The 22,108-nt window shown below is 73.9% G+C and carries 15 protein-coding genes; 9 read left to right on the plus strand and 6 right to left on the minus strand.

The features are described from left to right. Positions 1-127 precede the first annotated feature (127 nt). On the minus strand, positions 128-1,237 hold the full coding sequence (locus ACYVOO_RS15300; RefSeq protein ID WP_461016208.1) for an ABC transporter permease: 1,110 nt from the start codon (positions 1,235-1,237) through the stop codon (positions 128-130). Beyond that, the gene (locus ACYVOO_RS15305) at positions 1,234-1,962 is read right to left on the minus strand and encodes an ABC transporter ATP-binding protein (RefSeq protein WP_461016209.1); all 729 of its coding nucleotides are present in this window, start codon (positions 1,960-1,962) and stop codon (positions 1,234-1,236) included. The genes ACYVOO_RS15300 and ACYVOO_RS15305 overlap by 4 nt, the downstream gene beginning before the upstream one ends. 176 nt (positions 1,963-2,138) lie before the next feature. On the opposite strand from ACYVOO_RS15305, the gene ACYVOO_RS15310 reads away from it, so the two are divergent. The 9 genes from ACYVOO_RS15310 (at position 2,139) to ACYVOO_RS15350 (ending at position 16,920) form a co-directional block, all read left to right on the plus strand. Continuing rightward, positions 2,139-3,191, plus strand: coding sequence for a methyltransferase domain-containing protein (locus tag ACYVOO_RS15310; RefSeq protein ID WP_461016210.1), 1,053 nt, complete (start codon positions 2,139-2,141; stop codon positions 3,189-3,191). Between the two features lie 114 nt (positions 3,192-3,305). After that, positions 3,306-4,040 (plus strand): TSUP family transporter, encoded by a 735-nt coding sequence (locus ACYVOO_RS15315; protein WP_461016211.1) that lies wholly within the window; start codon positions 3,306-3,308, stop codon positions 4,038-4,040. Between the two features lie 257 nt (positions 4,041-4,297). Next, positions 4,298-5,797: a hypothetical protein gene (locus ACYVOO_RS15320; RefSeq protein WP_461016212.1), complete on the plus strand. Its 1,500-nt coding sequence runs from the start codon at positions 4,298-4,300 to the stop codon at positions 5,795-5,797. A gap of 17 nt (positions 5,798-5,814) precedes the next feature. Further along, positions 5,815-6,951: a glutamate ABC transporter substrate-binding protein gene (locus tag ACYVOO_RS15325; protein WP_461016213.1), complete on the plus strand. Its 1,137-nt coding sequence runs from the start codon at positions 5,815-5,817 to the stop codon at positions 6,949-6,951. A gap of 181 nt (positions 6,952-7,132) precedes the next feature. Beyond that, a complete protein-coding gene (locus tag ACYVOO_RS15330) occupies positions 7,133-8,458 on the plus strand; it encodes a hypothetical protein (protein ID WP_461016214.1) in 1,326 nt (441 codons plus the stop codon). Positions 8,459-8,787: 329 nt separating this feature from the next. Further along, a complete protein-coding gene (locus tag ACYVOO_RS15335) occupies positions 8,788-11,646 on the plus strand; it encodes a serine/threonine-protein kinase (RefSeq protein WP_461016237.1) in 2,859 nt (952 codons plus the stop codon). Positions 11,647-12,044: 398 nt separating this feature from the next. After that, complete coding sequence (locus ACYVOO_RS15340) at positions 12,045-13,571, plus strand: PP2C family protein-serine/threonine phosphatase (protein WP_461016238.1); 1,527 nt, start codon at positions 12,045-12,047, stop codon at positions 13,569-13,571. 196 nt (positions 13,572-13,767) lie between these two features. After that, on the plus strand, positions 13,768-15,135 hold the full coding sequence (locus ACYVOO_RS15345) for a vWA domain-containing protein (protein ID WP_461016215.1): 1,368 nt from the start codon (positions 13,768-13,770) through the stop codon (positions 15,133-15,135). A gap of 51 nt (positions 15,136-15,186) precedes the next feature. Beyond that, a complete protein-coding gene (locus ACYVOO_RS15350; protein WP_461016216.1) occupies positions 15,187-16,920 on the plus strand; it encodes an FHA domain-containing protein in 1,734 nt (577 codons plus the stop codon). Between the two features lie 103 nt (positions 16,921-17,023). On the opposite strand, the gene ACYVOO_RS15355 is transcribed toward ACYVOO_RS15350, so the two are convergent. From ACYVOO_RS15355 to ACYVOO_RS15370, 4 genes are all read right to left on the minus strand, one after another. Continuing rightward, a complete protein-coding gene (locus ACYVOO_RS15355; RefSeq protein WP_461016217.1) occupies positions 17,024-18,055 on the minus strand; it encodes an N-acetylglucosamine kinase in 1,032 nt (343 codons plus the stop codon). Beyond that, positions 18,046-19,326 carry a 6-phospho-beta-glucosidase gene (locus ACYVOO_RS15360; protein ID WP_461016239.1) on the minus strand — a complete coding sequence of 427 codons (1,281 nt, stop codon included), beginning with the start codon at positions 19,324-19,326 and terminating at the stop codon, positions 18,046-18,048. Before ACYVOO_RS15360 ends, ACYVOO_RS15355 begins: the two co-directional genes overlap by 10 nt. 62 nt (positions 19,327-19,388) lie before the next feature. Continuing rightward, a complete protein-coding gene (locus ACYVOO_RS15365; RefSeq protein WP_461016218.1) occupies positions 19,389-20,660 on the minus strand; it encodes an ROK family transcriptional regulator in 1,272 nt (423 codons plus the stop codon). Between the two features lie 124 nt (positions 20,661-20,784). After that, on the minus strand, positions 20,785-21,846 hold the full coding sequence (locus tag ACYVOO_RS15370) for a mechanosensitive ion channel family protein (protein ID WP_461016219.1): 1,062 nt from the start codon (positions 21,844-21,846) through the stop codon (positions 20,785-20,787). Positions 21,847-22,108 lie beyond the last annotated feature (262 nt).

Below are 22,108 nucleotides of genomic sequence, written 5' to 3' on the forward strand. Positions count from 1 at the left end.
CATCTTCAACGGCACCCTCACCACAGCAGCCATCGTCATATGGCTCCGCGACACCGTCCAAGAGCCATCAGAAACGGCCTAGTCCCCGGCCCGCTCCACCTCGGCCCTCGGCGTTCCACCGTGGGCACTACGCGTCGTCCCACCGGAACAGCCGCGACGCGAGCAGCGTCAGAAGCGCGGCGAAGGCGAGCAGGCCGCCCATCGTGGGGAGCGCGTCGCCCCAGCCTCCGCCGCGGCTCATGACGTCCTGCATCGCCTGGGAGAGGTGCTTGAGCGGCATGAAGTCGGAGACCGTGCGCACCCACCCCGGTGCGGCGTCCAGCGGGAAGAAGGCGCCGGAGAGGAAGGCCATCGGGAGGATGACGATCTGCGCGAGGCCGTTGGCGGCCTCCTCGGTCTTCGCCCAGGAGCCGACGACCAGGCCGATGGACAGGAACGCGAGCGTCCCGCACGCGACCAGCGGCAGCGCGAGCCACCAGTGACCGGTGAGCCGCAGCCCGTAGTACGGCAGCGTGGCGACCCCCAGGAAGACGAGGGTCTGGGCCGCGGCGAGCGCGAGGTTCACCCCGACCCGCGCGCCGATCACCGAGGTCGCGCTCACCGGGGCCAGCCACAGCCGCCGCAGGATCCGCTTCTTGCGCCAGCTCACCAGGTTGAACGCGGCCCCGAACACCCCTCCCATCGCGATCGCCCAGCCCAGCAGCCCCGGAGTGAGGTACTGGATGGGCTTGACCGACCTGTCCTCCACCTGTGCCGTCGCCAGCCGGAAGGCGGGCGGCTGCCCGGTGGCACGCTGGTTGGCCTGCTGGACGACGGAGTCGATGACGCCGCGCACGGTACCGGCACGTACGGAGTCGGCGGCCGAGTAGCGCAGCTCGATCGCGGCACCCTCGGCGCCGTCGGACCCCTTCGGCGCGTAGCCGCGCTGGAAGACCACCGCGTCCATGTCGCCCTCGCGCACCCGCTCCATGGCCTGCGCGCGGGCCTCCGCCGAGCCGTCCGTCTTCTCGACGCGCAGCACGTCGCGCAGTTGGGCGCGCTCCTTGTCCGGGATGGCGTCCAGCACGGCGACGTCGCCGACCTGCACGATCTTCGCCTGGGTCGTCGAGTCGCCCTTGAACAGGGCGCCGAAGAGGACCAGGAACATCAGCGGGAAGACGAGAGTGAAGAAGACCGCCGTGCGGTCGCGGAACATGCCCAGCGCCATGGCCCTGGACAGGCTGAGGAAGGCCGTCATTCCCTGTACTCCCTCCCCGTGAGCTGGAGGAACACGTCCTCCAGCGACGCGACGGCCAGCTCCTCCACCAGCGCGGCGGGCGTACCCACGCGCAGCATGCGGCCGTGGTCCATGACGGCGACCCGGTCGCACAGCACCTCGGCCTCGTCCATGTAGTGCGTGGTCAACACGACCGTGCGGCCCTCGGAGTTGATCCGTCGCAGCAGGTCCCACAGGTTGCGGCGCGCCTGCGGGTCGAGCCCCGTGGTGGGCTCGTCAAGGAACACCAGTTCCGGATCGTGCACCAGCGCGCACGCGATCGACAGCCGCTGCGCCTGCCCGCCGGAGAGCTTGTTCTCGCGGGTCCCGGCCTTCTCCATCAGCCCCACGGTCTCCAGCATCGCGTCGGCGCGTGCGGCGGGGACGCCGTAGAGCGAGGCGAAGGTGTGGATCTGTTCGCGGGCCGTGAGCCGTTCGAAGAAGGACGAGGACTGGAGCTGCACGCCGACGCGCCGCAGCAGCGCGGGGTCGCGCGGCCACGAGGGGTGCCCCAGCAGCGTCGCGGAGCCCTCGTCGGGCTCGCGCAGTCCTTCGACCAGCTCCAGCGTGGTGGTCTTGCCCGCGCCGTTCGGTCCGAGGATGCCGTAGAACTCGCCGCGTTCGACCTCGAACGAGACGCCGTCGACGGCCTGCGTCTCCCCGTACCGCTTGCGCAGACCCTCGACCTTGATCGCGGCGTCCGTCATGCGGCGAGGCTAGCCGCGGATCGTCGTGGAAGGACCTCTTCCGCGACGCTGCCCCAGCGACGACGCCCCCGCGACGCTCTCCCGCGACGTCCCTCGCGGGCCCGCTCCCGCCCCTCCCCGGAGCGGGGCCCGTGTCGGCCCTCGCGTCCTGGGGCGGTGCGCCGCACAGTGGAGGTATGGGTGGAGCGTCGGACCTCGTAAAGGAGATCGTCGCGGGCGGTGCGCTCACGGACCCGGCCTGGCGCGCGGCCTTCGCCGAGGTGCCCAGGGAGCTGTTCGTGCCGTACTACTACACGGTGTCGCCGGGCGGCGCCCGGGAGCGGCTGTGGCGCGACGACCCCGATCCGCGGCGCAGGGAGCGCTGGCGCGAGGGCGTGTACGACGACGTACCGCTGGCCACGCGGATGCGCGACGGCGAACTGATCTCGTCCAGCAGCCAGCCCTCCCTCATGGCCCGGATGCTGGAGGCGCTGGAGGCCGGTGACGGCATGAGCGTGCTGGAGATCGGCACGGGCCCCGGCTACAACGCGGCTCTTCTCTCGCACCGGCTGGGCGATTCGCGCGTCACGACCATGGACCTGGACCCGGACATCACGGAGGCGGCGCGCGCCCATCTGGCCGCCGCCGGCTACCGGCCCCGGGTCGTGACGGGGAACGGGGCGCGCGGCTGCCCGGCCCACGCGCCGTACGACCGGATCATCGCCACTTGCGCGCTGCCGCGCGTACCGGAGGCGTGGCCGGAGCAGTGCGCGCCGGGCGCCCTCGTGCTGGCCCCCATCGCGACGGGGCTCCTCCGCCTCCGCGTCACCGACGCGCGCCGCGCCACCGGGCGCTTCCTGGGGACCCCGGCCTTCTTCGTACCGCTGCGCGGGGGCGGCCCCGCGACGCCCACGGGTCAGGCGGCGGCTGCGGCGACGGAGCCGAGCGCGCCGACGGCCGGTGCGTCCGGCGCGTCCGGCGCGTCCGGCGAAGAGGACCGGGACGCCGAGGAGGCCGAGGTTCCACGCCGCGTGCTGCGCGACGACTCGTTCCGCTTCCTCCTCACCCTCAGCGGCGGCTCCCTCGACCCACCGCGCGCCTACGCACTCTGGCGCCGCGCGGGCCGCCCCACGCGCGAGCGCTACGGGGTGACCCTGCGGGACGGCGCCCAGTGGGCCTGGCTCGACGACGAGGGCGGTCCCGACACCTGGCCGCTCGGCGAGCAGCCGACGGCACGGTCGCGGGACTGACCCGTCAAGAGCGCCAAGCCGGTCAAGGGCGCCAACTCGGCCGGAACACGGGGATCACCACCAATGGCTGTACGACCCACTGACCTGTGGCCGTGCGGCGCCTAGCCTCAAAAGGTGGCCTCCGCCTGGTACTTCCTCGTGCTGCTCGGCGGTGTCGTGCTGCTCGGCTCGTCCGTGCAGCGGCTGGCCGGGATCGGGTTCGGACTGGTCGGGGCGCCAGGCCTCGTACTGCTCATGGGGCCCGTGCAGGGGGTCGCGCTCGTCAACTGCGGGAGCGTCGCCATCAGCGCCGTGGGGCTCGCGGCCACCTGGCGGCTGGTGCGGCTGCGCACCATGCTGCCGCTGGTGGCGGCGGCCGGGGTGAGCGTCCCACTGGGCGCCTACGTGGCACGGGCGCTGCCCGAACCCGTGCTGCTCACCGGGCTCGGCTCGCTGGTGACCGTGGCCGTCCTGCTGGTCATGCGGGGCGTGCGTGTGGGCGGCCTCTACGGCACCGGGGGCGCGCTGGCCGCTGGCGCGGTGAGCGGCTTCATGAACTCCTCGGCCGGTATCGGCGGCCCCGCGCTCTCCCTCTACGCCGTCAACGAGGGCTGGTCGGCGCGGGACTTCGTGCCCAACGCGCAGTTCTACGGCCTGGTCGTCAACGTACTCTCGGTCTTCGCCAAGGGCGTGCCCCGGCTCACCGGGTCCGCCTGGCTGCTGGTCGCCGTGACCATGACCGTCGGCATCCTGCTCGGCGGCGTCATAGCGGCCCGTACTCCCGATCACGCGGCCCGCCGCGTGATCCTGGGCCTCGCCCTCGGGGGCGGTTTAGTCACCCTCGCGAAAGGGGTGTGGCTGCTGCTGTGAGGGCCGGGCGCCTGCTGCGAGGGCCGGGTGCTTTCAGGGCCCGGGCCGGGTCCGTCGCGGGAACCGGACGTGTTCGAGCCGCGTGGTGAGGAGCAAGGGGGCTCTCCGCAGATCGCGGCCGGCATGGGATGCCCGTCTCAAAACGGTGTCGTTGTCAGCCGCTGCGGCCATACTGCTTGCCGTGGACTCCATGCCCGCCGCCGACGGTGCGCCGCGGGGCACGGGGCCCCGTCAGCGACCAAGGGGGAGGTCTCGAAGTGACACAGCCGCCGGGCGCGCGACCACCGTCGCCGCCTCCCGTCACGCCGCCCGCCTCCTCACCCTCCGCCTTCCCGCTCCCGTCCGCGGCCTCGGCGCCCGCCTCCGCCGCCGCTCCGGCGCCCGCTCCCACTCCCGCGTCCGCCCCCGCCTCCGCCTCCGCCCCCGTCGTCCCCCAGGGCAGGCGCCGCAGCGCCTGGACCGAGGGCGTGCACAGGGTGCGCGCCGCCGCGACGACGGAGCCGGGGCGGCTGCGGGCCATCGGCGCCGTGCTCGCGGCGCTGATCGTGCTGTTCGGGGTGGTGACGGCCTGGGAGGTCTCCGAGCGGGAGGCGGCGGCCGAGGCCGTCGTCGAGCACAGCCAGCCGCTCAGCGTCGACGCGGCCCGCATCTACCGCTCACTCGCGGACGCCGACACCACGGCGGCGAGCGGCTTCCTCGCGGGCGGGGACGAACCGCGTGCCGTGCGCGAGCGCTACGAGAAGGACATCAGGGACGCCTCCGAACTGCTCGCCAAGGCGGCGGCGAACTCGGACAGTTCCCGTTCCGCGCAGCGCCAGATAGCGAAGCTGAACAGGACGCTGCCCGTGTACACGGGCCTGGTCGAGTCGGCCCGCGCCAACAACCGGCAGGGCCTGCCGCTGGGCGGTGCGTATCTTCGCTACGCCAATGAGCAGATGCGCGAAGAGATGCTTCCTGCCGCCCGTGTGCTCTACACGGCGGAGACGGCACGGCTCGGAAACGACTACGAAGAGGCGAAGCGTTGGCCATGGTTCGCGCTCGGCGCGGGAGCGCTGGCACTGGGCGCGCTCGGCTGGGCCCAGCGGCGCAACTACCGCCGCACGAACAGGGTGTTCAACCTCGGCCTCGTGGGCGCCACGGCCGCCTCCCTCGCCGTCATGCTCTGGCTGACGGCGGGGCACGGGGTCGCGCGCTGGAACCTGAGCGAGTCCGACGAGAAGGGCGCGCGCTCCCTCCAGGCGCTCAACGAGGCGTGGATCGGGGCGCTCCAGGCCCGTGGCGACGAGAACATGACGCTCGTGGCACGCGGCGCCGGGAGTGCCTACGAGGAAGCGTTCCAGAAGCAGATGGGCGATGTCGCGGGCCGGGGCACGGACCGGGCGGGCCAGGGGCTGCTGGAGGACGCGCTGTTCCTCGCGGACGACGCGGCGGGCAGTAAGCCCGTCGAGGAGGCGCAGCGCGCGGTCGGCATCTGGAAGGACCGGCACAAGGACGCCAGGGGCGAGGACGACGCCGGGGACTACGACGCGGCCGTCGAGGGCGTCATCGGTGCCGAGGGCTCGACGGGCGAGTGCTTCGACAACGTCGACGCCAGCCTGAGCAAGGCCAGCGCGCACGAGCAGGAGGAGTTCGAGCGCGCCGCCGACGACGGGCGGGGCGGCTTCGCGGGGCTCGCCGTGGGCGCGGCGGTGCTGGCGGTGCTGGGCGCGGCGGCCGGGGTGCTCGGCGTCGGGCGCAGGCTCTCGGAGTACAGGTGACGGAGAGGGGGACGGGCATGGACCGCTCAGGACCAGGACGAGTACAGGGCCGGGAACGCGAGCGCGAGCGCTACGGGAAGCCGGTCGCCGTCGCGGCGGGCGGGCTCGCCGTCGTCATCGCCGTGCTGGTCTCCACGGTGCTGTCGGTGAGCGGGTCCGGCACGCACGAGCACGAGCGCGGGCGCGGCGGTGACGGCACGGGCGTCGGCGTCCAGGACGGCACCGGAACCGGACCTGGAACCGGAGACGGCACCGGTGGCGGCGTCGGTCCGGGCACCTCGCAGGTGCGGTCGGCCGCCGCTCCCGAGCCGGAGACCTGCGAGGACGGCGAGGACCCGGCGGAGAGCCTGCGGCCCTCGGGCAAGGCGGGCGAGGCCGTCGAGCGCATCCGGAAGCGGGACCGGCTCATCGTCGGCGTCGACCAGAACAGCTATCTGTGGGGGTTCCGTGACCCCTCCACGGGCAAGATCGACGGCTTCGACATCGACCTCGTCCGGGCCCTCGCCGAGGACCTGCTCGGCGAGGACCCGGAGATCACGTACAAGACCATCCCCACCGACCAGCGCATACCCGCGATCCAGAAGGGCGAGGTGGACATGGTCGTGCGGACCATGACCGTCAACTGCGAGCGCATACGCGAAGTCGCCTTCTCCACGGCCTACTTCGAGGCGGGCCAGCAGCTCCTCGTCCCCAAGGAAAACGCGCGCGTGAAGGGGTTCGACGCGAGCATGCGCGGCAAGCGGCTGTGCTTCGCCGACGGGTCCACGGCGCAGGCGCTGATGGAGAAGGGGAAGTACAAGGCGCTGGGCGCGAAGTCCGTCGTGGTGCCCAACCAGCTCGACTGCCTGGTCCGCATGCAGTTGGGGAAGGCCGACGCGACGCTGACCGACAGCGCGCTGGGCGCGGGGCAGGCCGCGCAGGATCCGTCGGTCGAACTCATCGGTGACCCGGAGACGATTGAGCCGTACGGTATCGCGATGAACCTGGAGGACGAGGACTTGGTCCGATGGGTCAACAAAAGGCTGGACGCGTACCGCTCCGGCGGCGACGACAGCGAGTGGCGCCGGTCCTACGACAAATGGTTCGCCGACGACATCATGAGTGCGGCGGACGGGAAGGATCCGGCGCCACCGGAACCGAAGTACCGCGACTGACCGACGTAACCGACGTAACCGATGTGACCAACGGAACCGACCGACTGACCGACGCAGCAGACCGACGGAACCGACCGACCGACTGACGTAGCCGACCGATTCGGACACACGCCGATCCGTACGCACGGACGAGAGAGCAGTGAGGTGATCGATGGGGCCCGCGGGACCCACCGGGCCGGTGATGAGCCGGGAGGAGGTCGACCGCGCTCTGGAGCGGCTCGGCGCTGAGCACGAGGCCGTGGAGTCGTCGCTGTTCGCACTCCAGGACCACGCCGGACGCCGCCTGCTGGAGGGCGCCCACCTGACCGGCATCACCGCGCACCGCTGGGCGCAGGCCGAGCAGGCGGTCACCATGCTGTGGACGGGCTTCGAGACGTACACGCGCGCGCTCGACCTCGCGCGCGAGGTGCGCGGGCGCCGCCGCTGGCCCAGCCGTGACGATCTCGTCGAGCTGACGCAGTTGCTGCGCGGCACCCTCACCATCTCCGGCGGCGCGCTGAACGGCGGCACGCTCACGGGCGGCGGAGCGGGCGCCGGCACGGGCACGGCGGGCGGGCAGGCGACGCCGGTCCGGCTGGCCGAGGAGGTCACGCTGACGGAGCTGGTCGAGCGGATGAACGGCTGGTACGCGCAGGCACTGGACGTGGTCGCCGCCGCCGACTCGGTGTGGTCGGCGCTCCCCGCCCGTATCGACATGCTCGCGGCCGAACTCCAGCGCGTCCGTTCCCTGGCGCACTCCGTGGGCGTCCGCCCCGGCGAGCACCCCTCGGGCGACGACCTGGAGCGGACCACCGCCGAACTGACCTCGCTGCGCGCCGAGGTGGTAGCCGACCCCCTCGCCTTCTGGACCCCGGCGGGCGGCAGCAGCGCCCCTGGCGGCGGACGCCCCGACACCTCGCGTTACGACACGGCCGCGCGCGGCCTGGAAGACATCCGCCGCGAGATCGACGCCGTGCTCAACGTGCGGCAGGACTCCGAACAGCGGCTGATGAGGCTGCGCGACATCCTCTCGCGCGCCGACCGCACCCTGGCCGAGGCCCGCGAGGCCCGCGTCGAGGTGCTGGCGAAGATAGCCGCTTCGGAGGTGCCCGCGGTCAGCGGCCCGCCGACGGCGCTCTACGAGCAGTTGTCGGCCGCGGCGGAGTACCGTCGTCATGCGCGCTGGCACCGGCTCTCCCCGCTGCTGGAGAGCCTGGAGCAGCGCGCGGAGGACGAGTTGGACAGGGCGAGGGCACAGCTCTCGGCCGTGACGGCCCCGCTGGCCGTACGGGCCGAGCTGAGGGGCCGTCTGGACGCCTACAAGGCGAAGGTGGCACAGCACGGCATGGCCGAGGACAGGTTCCTGATGGAGCGCTACGACGTGGCGCGCCGCATGCTCTGGAGCGCGCCCTGCGATCTGCGGGCCGCCGAGGACGCGGTGCTGCGCTACCAGCGGGCAGCTCAGGAGGTTCTGGTGCCCCGGCAGGGCGGCGGCGCCGCCACGGCCGACCGCAAGGGGGAACCGTGACCGAGAAGCCGGACGAGGAGACGCGGGTTCCGCCGGGCGCGGCGGGCGAGGAGCGGGGCGCTCAGGCCGCGCGGGCAGGGGAGCCCGCGCGGGGTGAGCAAACGGTTCAGCCCGCGCGGCCCGGCCAGGCGGGGCAGGCCGAACAGGCCGCGCCGGAGGTTCCGTCGGCCGGTACGGCGGAGACCCATGTGGCAGCCCGCGCCGAGAACCGCGCCGAGAACAAGGGCGCGGGCCCGGAAGCCGCGAGCACCGAGGGCGGCGCTTCGGGCACCGGTCCTGGCGCGGGGGTCTCCTGCCAGCGCCCCGGTTGCGCGGGCGCCTACGAGGACATGGGCGAGGGCGAGCTGTACTGCGACACGTGCGGGCTCGCGCCCGTCGTCGCGCGGGGCGGCATGCTCGGCTCCGCGCCGACGGGCATCACGAACGCGGCCCGGACGCCCGGCTCAGGACGCTCGGGCTCCTCGCGCCGCCCGGGCCCCTCATCCGCGGCACCGAACACGCCGGGCACACCCAGCACCCCGGGCTCAGGGGGTTCAGGGGGCTCGTCGCGCTCCTCCCGTGCCTCCTCCAGGGCCTCGTCCCGCTCCGCCTCCTCCCGGCGGTCCGTCTCGGGGCGCCTCTCGCGCGACCTCTCGGGCCGCAGCACCGCCCGTTCCGTCTCCGTACGCAGCTCCTCGCGCTCGGCCGCCGGGAGTTCCAGCCGGGGCAGGCTCGGCGCCGGGCTGGTCACGGTGCCGGACGTGCCGAAGCCCGACCCCGGCACCGTCGTGCTGGAGAACCCCGAGGTGCCCGAGCGCAAGAGGTTCTGCAGCAGCGGCGAGTGCGGCGCCCCCGTGGGCCGTTCGCGCGGGGACCGCCCTGGGCGGACCGAGGGGTTCTGCACCAAGTGCGGCCACCCGTACTCCTTCGTGCCCAAGCTGCGCCCCGGCGACATCGTGCACGGGCAGTACGAGGTGGCGGGCTGTCTGGCGCACGGCGGGCTCGGCTGGGTCTATCTGGCCGTCGACCGCGCGGTGTCCGACCGCTGGGTCGTGCTGAAGGGCCTCCTCGACACGGGCGACGAGGACGCGATGGCCGCCGCGATCTCCGAGCGGCGCTTCCTCGCGGAGATCGAGCACTCCAACATCGTCCGCATCTACAACTTCGTCGAGCACCTGGACCCGCGCACCGGCAGCCTCGACGGCTACATCGTCATGGAGTACGTCGGCGGCAAGTCGCTCAAGGAGATCGCCAACAGCCGCCGCACCCCTTCGGGGAAGCGCGATCCGCTGCCCGTCGAGCAGGCGTGCGCGTACGGGATCGAGGCGCTGGAGGCGCTCGGCCATCTGCACAGCCGGAACCTGCTCTACTGCGACTTCAAGGTCGACAACGCCATCCAGCAGAACGACCAGTTGAAGCTCATCGACATGGGTGCGGTGCGCCGCATGGACGACGAGGACAGCGCGATCTACGGAACGGTCGGCTATCAGGCCCCGGAGGTCGCCGAGGAGGGCGCCTCCGTCGCGTCCGACCTCTACACCGTGGCCCGCACCCTCGCCGTCCTCACCTTCGACTTCCAGGGCTACACGAACGTCTTCGCCGCGGCCCTGCCGGAGCCGCGGCACATCGAGGTCTTCCAGAAGTACGAGTCGTTCTACCGCTTCCTCGTCCGCGCCACCGACCCCGACCCGCAGCGCCGCTTCGCCTCCGCTGAGGAGATGTCGGAGCAGCTGCTGGGCGTGCTGCGCGAGGTGGTCGCGCTCCAGACGGGACAGCCGCGGCCCGCCATGTCCACGCTCTTCGGACCCGAGCTGCGCGTCGTGGACACGGCGCTGCTGGCCCAGATCACGGGTGACGCGTCCTCGCTGGGCGCCCGCGCCCTCGTCCCGGCGCGCGGCGGACGCAAGGGCAGGGGACGGGTCGCCGTGGGACAGCAGGCCGCCCAGGGCACCGGCGCGGTGGTGCCCGCGCAGCGCGTGCCCGTGGGGCCCGGCTCGACGGTGCCTTCGCTGCCCGCACAAGGCGGCCAGGGCGGCCAGGGCGGCCAGGGCGGTGGTCAGGGCGGCGCGCCCGCCACCACGATCGCCGCGCGCAGCCAGGCGGCGGAGGCGTACGGTCCGTACGGGACCACGCCCACGCACGTACGCCTGCCGGGCCGCCCCGACCACGCGTCGGAGCCCGGCGCCGACACCGGACCCGGCAGCGCGGGCGCGGGCGAGAACGGGGGCCGGAGCGAGGGCGCCGTGCGGCTCGCGCCCCTGCACACCCGGTCCACCGCGCTGGCGCTGCCCGTACCGCTCGTCGATCCGGCCGACCCCAACGCGGGCTTCCTCGCGGGCCTGATGACCTCCGCACCGGCCGAGCTGATCGGCGCCCTGCGCGGGGCGCCCGCCTCCTCCAGCGAACTGCGGCTGCGCGAGCTGCGCGCCCGGCTGGAACTGGACACGACGGAGGACCGCGCGGCGGCTGCCGAGACGCTCGCCGCGCTGGAGGCACGGCACCCGGACGACTGGCGGGTCATCTGGTACCGCGGCCTGTCCGCGCTCGTGGCCGGGGACAGGGAGACGGCGGCGCTCTCCTTCGACGCCGTCTACGACGCGTTTCCCGGCGAGCCCGCGCCCAAGCTGGCGCTCGGCGTCTGCGCGGAGGTGCTGGGCCAGTTGGACAACGCCGCCGAGTACTACCGCCTCGTGTGGACCACCGACCCCTCCTTCGTCAGCGCCGCTTTCGGCCTCGCCAGGGTGCGTCTCGCGGCGGGGGACAGGCGGGGCGCTGTGGAGGCGCTGGAGTCCGTGCCGGAGGCGTCGATCCACTTCACCGCGGCGCGCGTCGCCGCGATCAGGGCCAGACTGCGGCAGCGTGCCCCGTACGAACCGCTGCTCGACGATCTCCGGGCTGCGGCGGAACAGACGGAACGGCTGCGCGAGGTGGGTCTCGACGCGCTGCGCCGGGAGGAGTTGACCACCGAAGTGCTGGGATGCGCGTTGGACTGGGTGCTCGCGGGGCGCCGCGGGGCCCCGCCGGGAGCCGGATCCGGCGCCGGCGCCGGGCAGCTCGGGACACTGCTCGGCAGTCCGCTGGACGAGGAGGGGCTGCGCTTCGGACTGGAGCGCTCCTACCGGCTGCTCGCCCGGCTCGCGCAGTCCGGCACCGAAAGGATCGAACTGGTGGAACGGGCCAACCGCTTCCGCCCCAGGACGTGGGTGTGACCATGCCACAGCTCGACCAACTGTCCGTATGCCCCAGCTGCGCTGAGCCGCTGGAAGCGGGCGACCACTTCTGCGGGGCCTGCGGCACCGATCTGGGCGCTGCGCTGCGGTACGCGTCAGGCGCGGGTACCGGGGAGCCGGAGGAGGACAACCCGACCATCCCGATCAACGGGATCCGCCTGCCACCGCCGCCCGCCGCGCAGGCGTCGCCCGTCGTGCCGCCGTCCCCCGCGTACCCGGCGGCTCCGGGCGCACCGGTGTCCCCGGCGCCTCCCACGCCCCCCGCGCCCTCCGCGCCTCCCGTGTCCCCGGGGGGTTCCTCCGCGCCGTCCGGCCCTCCTGGGGCGCCGTCGGGTCCGCCGTCGGCGCCCGTGCCGCCCACGCCGACGCTGCCCTCGATGCCCTCGCCCGTGGCGGCCCCGTTTCAGGGCCCCAGCTCCCCGGTCCCTCCGGGTCCACAGGGCCCGCAAGGTCCGCCTTCGCAGGGCCCGGCGCAGGGCACGGCTCCGGAGTACGGGCAGGCGCCCCCGCCCGTAGCGCCCCAGCAGACGACGGCCCCCCAGAACCCCGCGACGGGGCACGCGCCCACGCCGACCGAGCCCGACTTCACGCTGCCGCCCGCGGTACCGGCGCCCCCTCAGCACGGGGGCACCGCGTCCGCGCCCGTGTCCGTGCCCGCGTGGCACACCGCCGCACCGGCACCCGAGGCCGCACCTGACGCCGGGGCTCCGGACGCCGGGACCGAGGCGTCGGCCGACCCGCGTACCGCCGACCCCCGCGCCATGCTCGACGACTCACCGCCACCCGCCAGCAAGATCCGCTCCCTCATCGACCTCGTGGACCAGGGCGGCGGTCAGGGCGGGAACGGGGGCGGTGCCCGCAGTTGGGAACGCCCCGCGAGGGCCGAGTCGGCACCGCTGGTCCCGACGCCCGCGACACCCCCACCACCCCCTCCCGTTCCGGCGGAGAGGCAACCGGAACTGGAACTGGAACCCGAGGCGGAGTCGGAGACCGCCGTTCCGGGGCCGCGCTGTGTCGCCTGCGGCACCGGCACCATCGACCACGACGGCTACTGCGAACACTGCGGTCACAAGCAGCCCTGCGAACGGGACCACATGGAAAGTGAGCTGGCGACCGTCGCCGCGGCCAGTGACCGCGGCCTGCGCCACCACCGCAACGAGGACTTCTACGCGGTGGCCGAGACCGCCTCCGAGGAGGGCAGCCCGGCGACCATCGCCGTCGTCTGCGACGGGGTCTCCTCGGCCACCCGCTCCGACGAGGCGTCGGCTGCGGCGGCGCGCGCCGCCAGCGCGTCGCTGCGGGAGGCCGTGCCCCAGGGCACGCACCCGCAGCAGGCCATGCACGACGCGCTCCTCGCCGCGGGCGACGCCGTCACCGCGCTCGCGGCCGACGGGCCGAACGAGCCCAACAAGAACGCGCCTGCCTGCACCATCGTCAGCGCGCTGACCGCCGACGGCATCCTCACCGTCGGCTGGGTCGGCGACAGCCGCGCGTACTGGGTGCCCGAGGACCGCACGACGTCCTCCTCCCGGCTGACCGAGGACGACTCCTGGGCAGCGCAGATGGTGGCGGCGGGACTGATGGAGGAAGCGGAGGCGTACGCGGACTCTCGGGCCCACGCCATCACCGGCTGGCTCGGCGCCGACGCGTACGAACTCGAACCGCACACCGCTTCCTTCAAGCCGGACCGGCCGGGTGTAGTGGTGGTGTGCACCGACGGGCTCTGGAACTACGCGGAGTCCGCCGACGAGATGGCCGCCGCGGTCCCGCCGGACGCCCGCGCCCGCCCCCTGCACGCGGCGCAGCACCTGGTCGGCTACGCGCTGGACGGTGGTGGCCACGACAACGTAACGGTGGCGGTGCTTCCGTTCCCGGCGCTCGCGGGAGGGGCAGGATCAGCCTGAGACCGGGACCAGGGGACACCGGCACATAACAGGCAGCACGGAGTACGCAGCACCGCACAGGCACACCGCACACCGCACAGGCACACCGCACGCGGAACGGAGCACACAGCACGGGGGGAAGCACCGGGGACGCCGTCATGCGGCGTTTCCGCCCGCCCCTTCATCTCCTTGTCGACATGGAGCAGGAGCGGAACAGATGGCCAACATCTCGAAGTCGAACGTGCCGCAGTTCTCGGTGGACATCTATCAGAACGAGTACCTGTCGGAGGGCGCGAGCGAGGTCAACGCGATCGTCACCGTGACCTCGACGGGCGGGGGGACGACCGGCGGCCAGCCGCTGCCGGTCACCGATCCGTCGCGCGCCCCGCTCGGCGGTGGCGGGGGCCTCCACACCGACGCCGCAGTCGTGATCATGGTGGACTGCTCGGGCTCGATGGACTACCCGCCGACGAAGATGCGCAACGCGCGCGACGCGACGGCCGCGGCCATCGACACCGTGCGCGACGGGGTGCGGTTCGCGGTGGTCGCGGGCACCCACCAGGCCAGGGAGGTCTACCCGGGAGCGGGCAGACTCGCCGTCGCCGACGCGGCCACCCGCGACCAGGCCAAGCAGGCGCTGCGCAGACTCGGCGCGGGCGGCGGCACGGCCATCGGCACCTGGCTGCGGCTGGCCGACAGCCTGCTGGCCTCCGCCGACGTCTCCATACGCCACGGGATCCTGCTCACGGACGGCAGGAACGAGCACGAGGAGCCCGAGCAGCTCCAGGCCACCCTGGAGGCCTGCGCGGGGCGTTTCACCTGTGACGCGCGGGGCGTGGGCACCGACTGGGAGGTGAAAGAAGTCACAGGCATCGCCTCGGCGCTGCTCGGCTCCGCCGACATCGTGGCCGATCCCGGCGGCCTCGCGGACGACTTCACGCGCATGATGGAGACGGCCATGGGCAAGGAGGTCGCCGACGTGGCGCTGCGCCTGTGGACGCCGCTGGGGACCGAGATCAAGTTCGTGAAGCAGGTCGCGCCCACCGTCGAGGACCTGACGGACCGCCGCACGGAAGCGGGCCCGCGGGCCGGTGACTACCCCACGGGCTCGTGGGGCGACGAGTCCCGCGACTACCACGTATGCGTCGAGGTGCCCCCCGCCGAGGTGGGCCAGGAGATGCTCGCCGCACGGGCCTCCCTGATCGTCCCGGCACCGGACGGCGGGAGCCCGCGCACGCTCTCGCAGGGGCTGATCCGGGCCGTGTGGACCGACGACCTCGGGGCCACCACCAGCATCAATCCGCAGGTCGCGCACTACACGGGCCAGGCGGAGCTGGCGCAGGTCATCCAGCAGGGACTCGATCTGCGCAAGGCGGGCGACGAGGAGGGCGCGACGGCCAAACTGGGCCGGGCCGTTCAACTGGCGAGCGTCTCGGGGAACGCGGATACTGCGAAACTGCTTTCGAAGGTCGTCGACGTCGTGGACGAGGCGACCGGTACTGTTCGGCTGAAGGCACAGGTTGCCGAGGCCGACGAGATGACCCTGGAAACGCGGTCCACCAAGACGGTCCGCGTGAAGAAGTAGCGAGTACCGAAAGGTACGGACAGCAGGAGCACGGAGGGGGAGGCACTCACCATGCCGACTTGCCCGAACGGCCACCAGTCGGCGGCCGACGACTGGTGCGAGGTGTGCGGTCACCGCATGACCGACGCGCCCGGCGCGCCGGCCGGCGGGGTGCCGCAGCCCCCTGCTCCCCCTGCTCCACCGGGACAGGGCGGTTACGGCTACCCCGGGCCGCCCCAGGCCCCCGGTGTCCCCGTCCCGCCGGCGGCCCCTGGCCCGCCCGGTCCTCCCGGCCCGCCCGTACCGCCTGGTCCTCCAGGACCTCCCGGTCCGCCCGCGCCCGGTGCGCAGGGGCAGGGGCAGGGGTACGGGTATCCGCAGCCCGGGGGCCCGCAGGGCGGGGGAGAGCTGTGCCCGCAGTGCGGTACGCCGCGTGAGGCACAGGCACCGTTCTGCGAGGAGTGCCGCTACAACTTCCTGACGCACTCGCCGACCACCTACGTGCCGCCGAACCCGCAGCACACGGCGGGCGGCCCCGGTGGTCAGCCCGCTCCTCCCGGTCAGCCTGGTCCGCCCGGTCCCGGTGCGCCGGGGCAGCAGCAGCCCGGCGGCTTCCCGCAGCAGGGCCCGCCGCCCGGTTTCCCCGGCCAGGGCCAGCCGCCTCAGCAGGGGCAGCCCGGCCAGCAGGGACCGCCGCCTCCGCCGCCTTTCCCCGGGCAGACGGACCCGAGCCAGGAGCAGCGGTTCGACTACCAGGCGTCGCGCCCCTCCCAGATCAACCGTCCCGCCGAGCCGCTCACCCCCGAGCAGAGCGCGCCCGGTGGCCCCGGTGGTCCTGGGCCGTACGGTGCTGACCAGAACGGCCAGGTCCCGGGGCCGCCCGGACCGCCTCCGCCGCCAGGGCCCGGCCAGCAGGGGCAGCACGGCCAGCACGGTCGGCAGATGGCGCCGCCCGCTCCGCCGCAGCAGCCCCAGCAGCAGCCCAGCGGCGACTGGATGCTGTCGCCTCCCGGCGGCCCCGGACAGGATCCGCAGCAGCAGCCGCCCCAGCATCAGCAGCAGCAACCGCCCCAGCACCAGCAGCCGCCTCAGCCCTTCCAGGCGCAGGCCCAGGGCGCCCCTCCCCAGGCGCCCCCTGCCCCGGAGGGACCGCAGCCGCAGCGGCCGTACCCGGGCCCGCCCGGTTTCCCCGGCCAGGCCCAGCCCGAGCAGATGCCGGGCCAGGGCCAGCCGGGTCCCGGCTACCCGGGTCAGCCGGGTCCGGGCGGCGAGCCGCCCCAGCAGCACCAGCCGCCCCAGCAGAGCCAGCACCCGGGCCAGCAGGGCCCGTACCCGGATCAGCAGGGCGGCCACGGCCAGTACCCGGGCCAGCAGGACCCCGGTTACCAGGAGCAGCAGCCCTCCTCCTGGGTGGCGGTCATCGCGCCGGACCGCGAGTACTTCACGGCGATGATGGGCCGCAGCGGTCCCGAGGCCGCGAGCCTCAACCTGCCCGCTTACTCGCCGGAGCAGCAGCTTCCGCTGACCGGGAACCAGATCACCATCGGCCGTCGCCGCCACTCCACGGGTGAGGCGCCGGACATCGATCTGGGCCGGGCCCCGGAGGACCCGGGTGTCTCGCACCAGCACGCCGTGCTGGTGCAGCAGCCGGACGGAAGCTGGTCGGTCGTGGACCAGGACTCGACGAACGGCACCACGATCAACGGCGCCGACGACCCGATCCAGCCCTTCGTCCCGGTACCGCTGACCGAGGGCGACCGCGTCCACGTCGGCGCCTGGACGACGATCACCCTGCACCGCGGCTGACCCCGACCAGCCAGGCGACGGCCCCCGTCGGCACCGCATTCCGCGGGCCCGCCGGGGGCCGCGTCGTCCCCCGCGCACCCTCCCGCCTAGCCGCCCGCCGCCGTCAGCCGTAGTACGCGCGCAGCGCCGCGTGCGCCGCGGGGTGCGCCCCCGTCGCGTCGAGTCCGAGGAGGCCCGCGCCCAGGACCGGGGGCGCGGTGACGATGCGCGGGTCGGCCTTGGGCGCGTGCGCCGCGAGCTGTTCCGTGAGGCGGTCGTGGAGCAGCGGGTGCCGGGCCGCGACGACGCCGCCGCCCAGCAGCACCGGCGTCTCCGTGCCCAGCAGGCCGAGGCGGTCGAGGGTGACGGTGACCAGGGAGACGATCTCGTCGGCCTGCCGCCGCACGAGCGCGCGGGCCACCTCGTCACCCGTCGCGGCGACCTCGAAGAGGACGGGGGTGATCTCGTGTCTGCGCCCGGCCGGTACGTCCTCCATGTGCAGGGCCTCGATCAGCGCGTACATGGAGGTCAGCCCGAAGTGTCCTGGCAGGGCCCGCGCGAGTTCCGTCGGCCCGCCCCTGCCGTCCGCCGCGCGCGCGGCGTGCCACAGCGCCTCGGCGGCCAGCCCCGCGCCGCCGCCCCAGTCGCCCGAGAGGCGGCCGACGGCGGGGAAGCGGTGGGTGCGGCCGTCCTCGGCCCGGCCCACGCAGTTGATGCCCGCGCCGCAGACGACGGCGACGCCGTGGCGCACGGTCCCGTCGTCCGGCAGCCCGGCGCGCAGTATGGCGAAGGTGTCGTTGACGACGTGCGCGGTCAGGCCCCAGCCGTACGCGTCGATCCTGGCCGCCAGCTCGTGTTCCTCGCGGGGCAGGTCGGCATTGGCGAGGCAGGCGGAGACGTGCGCGAAGCGCGGCCCGGAGCCGGAACCTCCGCCACCGGAACCCCCGCCGTCGGCGCCCGCGCCCGCCGCCTCGGCCGCGTGCGCGACGGTGCGCGCCAGTTCGCCGACGGCCGCCTCAGCGCCGACCGTCGGCGGCTGGAAGCCGCCGCCCCGCGCGGTGCTCAGCACGGTGCCGTCGGCGGCGACGACGGCCACGTCCGTCTTGCTGTTGCCCGCGTCGATGGCGAGGCAGGCCCCGCCCGGGTTCAGGCCCACGCGAGGTGCTCCCTGTTGTGCGCGAGGAGGAGGTCGGTCAGCGCCTCGGCCTGCGCGTACTGGCCGACGAGGGGGTGCGCGAGGAGCGCCTTGAAGACCCGTTCGCGGCCTCCCCGCAGCGCGGCGTCGAGCGCGAGGCGTTCGTAGGCGGTGACGTGGGCGATGAGGCCCGCGTGGAGCGGGTCGATCGCGGGCGCGGGCAGGGGCCGCGCGCCGCCGGGCGTGATCCGGGCCGGGACCTCGACCACCGCGTCGTCGGGGAGGAAGGGCAGCGTCCCGTTGTTGTACGTGTTGACGACCCGCACCGGCGCGTCCCCTCCTGGCCCCTTCCCCGAGCCCAGCAGGGGCGCGGCCAGCTCCACGGCCGCCTCGGAGTAGAAGGCGCCGCCGCGCCGGGCCAGCAGCTCCGGCTTCTCGTCCAGCGCCGGGTCCGCGTACATCTCCAGCAGCCGCTTCTCCATGGCGGCGACCTCGGCCGCGCGGGACGGCTTGGTGCGCAGCTCGTCGACGACCTCGTCGTGCGCGTAGTAGTAGCGCAGGTAGTAGGAGGGGACGACGCCGAGCCGCTCCAGCACGGCGGGCGGCAGCCGCAGGTCCTCGGCGATGCGCGGGCCGTGTGCGGAGATCAGCCGGGGCAGCGCGTCCTCGCCGCCGGGGCCGCCCAGCCGGACGCCCAGCTCCCAGGTGAGGTGGTTGAGGCCGTAGTGGTCGAGATGGACCTCGTCGGGCGCCACCTCCAGCAGCGCGGCGAACTTCCGCTGGAGATGGATCGCCACGTTGCACAGCCCGACGGCCTTGTGCCCGGCCTCCAGCAGGGCGCGGGTGACGATGCCGACGGGGTTGGTGAAGTCGATGATCCAGGCGTCGGGGCTGACGCGGCGCACACGCTCCGCTATGGAGAGGACGAGCGGCACGGTGCGCAGCGCCTTCGCGAGCCCGCCCGCGCCCGTCGTCTCCTGGCCGACGCAGCCGCACTCCAGCGGCCAGGTCTCGTCCTCGTCGCGTGCCGCCTGGCCGCCGACGCGCAACTGGACCAGCACCGCGTCCGCTCCCTCGGCGCCCGCTTCCAGGTCGGCCGTGGTGGTGACCAGCGCGTCGTGACCCTGCCTGGCGAGGATGCGCCGGGCGAGGCCGCCCACCAGGCGCAGCCGCTCAGCGTCCGGGTCGATGAGGACGATCTCCGCCAAGGGCAGCGTGTCGCGCAGCCTGGCGAAGCCGTCGATGAGCTCCGGGGTGTAGGTGGAGCCGCCACCGACCACCGCGAGTTTCATGGCTGACTTGGCTGACTTGGCTGACATGGAGGAGCCCTTCGCTGTGAGCGCTATGAGGGGGATCAGCGGGCGGTGTCGAACACCTCGTCGCGGGCCGTGGCCAGGGCGCTCTGGAGCGCACCGTTCAGCACGGGGTGCTCGGTCACCGTGCCCAGCACCAGTTGGGGCCGTGGCACGGCGAGTTCGGTGAGTTCGGCGCGCACCAGCGCGCGCAGCGGCTCGCCGCCCGCGGTGTGCACGCCGCCCGAGAGCACGATGAGCTGGGGGTCGAGCATGGCCACGAGCGAGGCGAGGCCGACGGCGACGCCGGTGGCGGTGCGGCGCAGCAGTTCGCCGTACGCGCCCGAATCCGCGTCCGGCGTGCCCGCTTCGGGGCCCGCCGCATCGGAGCCAGAGCCCGAGGCGGCCAACGCCGCGCGCGCCAGCAGCTCGGCCGCCGCGTCCTTCATCCGCGCGTCCCTGTCGTACTCAAGGCCCAGTTCACGGGCGAGGCGCAGCACCGCGTTGGCCCCGGCCAGTTCCTGGAAGCCGCCGCTGTTGGTCCGCGCGGGACGGCGTTCGAGCGGCGCGCCTGGCACCGGCAGGAAGCCGACCTCGCCCGCGCCGCCCGTTCGGCCGCGGTGCAGCCTCCCGCCGATGACGAGGGCCGCGCCGATGCCCTCCTCGTTCCACAGCAGGACGAAGTCCTCGTGCTCTTCGGCGGCGCCCAGCTTCTGCTCGGCGACGGCGACGAGGTTCACGTCGTTGTCGTAGTCCAGCGGCATCGGCAGCGCGGCGGCCAGCTCGTCCAGCAGGGCGGGGGAGTGCCATCCTGGCAGGTGGGAGGCGTAGCGCAGCCGCCCCGTGCTGGGGTCGAAGGCGCCCGGGGTGCCGATGACGACGCGGCGCAGGTCCCCCCGGTGCACCCCCGCCGCCCTGGCCGCCCCGTCCACGGCCCGTACGACCAGCTCCACCGTGCCGTCCGCCGCGCGCCGCCCCGGCGTGGGCAGCTCGTACGTGCCGACGGTGCGCCCCGCGATGTCCGCGACCCCCGCGAGGATGCGCCCCGGTGTCACGTCGAGCCCGGCGACGTAGGCGGCCCGGGGGTTGACCGCGTACAGCTGTGCGCCGGGTCCGGGGCGGCCCGCGCTGGTGCCGGTGACGACGACGAGGCCCGCGGCTTCGAGGCGGGCCAGCAACTGGGAGGCCGTGGGCTTGGAGAGGCCGGTGAGTTTGCCGATGCGGCTGCGGGAGAGGGGGCCCTGACTGAGCAGCAGATCGAGCGCGGCGCGGTCGTTCATCGCGCGCAGCACACGCGGCGTCCCCGGTGTGCTCCCCGACCCCGTACCCGCCATGGCGCCTGCCCCCGCCCCGCACTGTTAGGAAGGTTTCCTATTGAGTGCCCCGACAGTAAGGCCACGCGCCCGCACCGTCAATGGAACCGGCGCGGGCGCGTGGCCTCGTGAAACGGAACTCGTGCTACTTCTGGAGGGGCACCCCTGAGCCCTTGCGCAGCTCGACGCGCCCCTCGCCCCGCTCGCGCCCCGTACGGGCGCGCTCCGCGCCCTGCCGCCCCGCGGCCTCCAGCGCCAGCGACTCCTCGTCGACGATCCGGATGCCGCGCCGGTCCAGCGCCTGCTTGATGCGCCAGCGCAGCTCCCGCTCCACCCCGAGCGCCTTGCCCGGCATGGTCTTGGCCGAGACCCGGATGACCATCGAGTCCAGCGTGACGGAGTCCAGCCCGAGCACCTCGACCGGCTCCCACAGCAGTTCGTCCCAGGGCTCGGTCTTGCCCAGCTCCTCGCCCGCCGCCGCGATGGCCGCGCGGACCTCCTCCATGTCCTCGTCCGCCCTGACTTGGACGTCCAGCGCCGCCGTCGCCCAGCCCTGGCTGAGGTTGCCGACGCGCTTGATCTCGCCGTTGCGGATGTACCAGATCTCGCCGTCGTCGCCGCGCAACTGCGTCACGCGCAGCCCGATCTCCAGCACCGTGCCCGACGCCTCCCCGACGTCGACGCGGTCGCCCACCCCGTACTGGTCCTCCAGCAGCATGAACATACCGGCCAGCACGTCCGTCACCAGATTGCGCGCCCCGAAGCCCAGCGCGACGCCCGCGACACCGGCGCTGGCCAGCAGCGGGGCGAGGTTGATGCCGAGTCCGGAGAGGACCATCAGCACGGCGGTGCCCATGATGACGAACGAGGCGACGTTGCGGAGCACCGAGCCGATGGCCGCCGAGCGCTGTCTGCGCCGCTCGTGGTTGACGAGCAGTCCGCGCAGCGCGTTGCCGCTGTCGGTGGCGGCGGCGCGGCGGTTCATCCGGGTTATCAGCTTGGTGATGGCGCGGCGTATCACGTAGCGGAGGACGACCGCTATCACCGCGATCAGCAGGATGCGCAGCCCGGAGGTGAGCCAGGTCGACCAGTTCTCCTCGATCCACCCGGCCGCGTTCGTCGCGGTCTCGTGGGCGTCCTCAAGGGAGGTGGCCCCCGCACCCCCGTCGGGCGAGGGCGAGGGCGCGGCGCCGATCAGCCAGAACACAGCAGAGCCTTCCGTGTGCGGGAGCGTCGGCGCGGACGGAGCACGCGGACGCGGCCACCACACTAACGGCGCACGGCCTTCACATTCGGCCGCACGGCGGGGCGCAAGGCGGCATCCGGCCCCCGTCGAGGGGGTGTTGGGGGCGCGTTCGGGGGAGAAGCCCTGACGCGAGGGGGCGCACGGGGTATATGCGGTGTGGTTGAAAACACGCTCAGTGCGTTACGCGGTCGTGGTGGCGCACTCGCCGGGCCACGGGACACAC

The sequence above is a fragment of the Streptomyces daliensis genome (assembly GCF_054782395.1).

Bases quoted from the DNA above. Each gene is read 5' to 3' on its own strand.
- ACYVOO_RS15300 (WP_461016208.1), bottom strand. From the start codon at position 1,237: ATGACGGCCTTCCTCAGCCTGTCCAGGGCCATGGCGCTGGGCATGTTC.
- ACYVOO_RS15305 (WP_461016209.1), bottom strand. From the start codon at position 1,962: ATGACGGACGCCGCGATCAAGGTCGAGGGTCTGCGCAAGCGGTACGGG.
- ACYVOO_RS15310 (WP_461016210.1), top strand. From the start codon at position 2,139: ATGGGTGGAGCGTCGGACCTCGTAAAGGAGATCGTCGCGGGCGGTGCG.
- ACYVOO_RS15325 (WP_461016213.1), top strand. From the start codon at position 5,815: ATGGACCGCTCAGGACCAGGACGAGTACAGGGCCGGGAACGCGAGCGC.
- ACYVOO_RS15330 (WP_461016214.1), top strand. From the start codon at position 7,133: ATGAGCCGGGAGGAGGTCGACCGCGCTCTGGAGCGGCTCGGCGCTGAG.
- ACYVOO_RS15335 (WP_461016237.1), top strand. From the start codon at position 8,788: ATGGGCGAGGGCGAGCTGTACTGCGACACGTGCGGGCTCGCGCCCGTC.
- ACYVOO_RS15340 (WP_461016238.1), top strand. From the start codon at position 12,045: ATGCCCTCGCCCGTGGCGGCCCCGTTTCAGGGCCCCAGCTCCCCGGTC.
- ACYVOO_RS15345 (WP_461016215.1), top strand. From the start codon at position 13,768: ATGGCCAACATCTCGAAGTCGAACGTGCCGCAGTTCTCGGTGGACATC.
- ACYVOO_RS15350 (WP_461016216.1), top strand. From the start codon at position 15,187: ATGCCGACTTGCCCGAACGGCCACCAGTCGGCGGCCGACGACTGGTGC.
- ACYVOO_RS15360 (WP_461016239.1), bottom strand. From the start codon at position 19,326: ATGAAACTCGCGGTGGTCGGTGGCGGCTCCACCTACACCCCGGAGCTC.
- ACYVOO_RS15365 (WP_461016218.1), bottom strand. From the start codon at position 20,660: ATGGCGGGTACGGGGTCGGGGAGCACACCGGGGACGCCGCGTGTGCTG.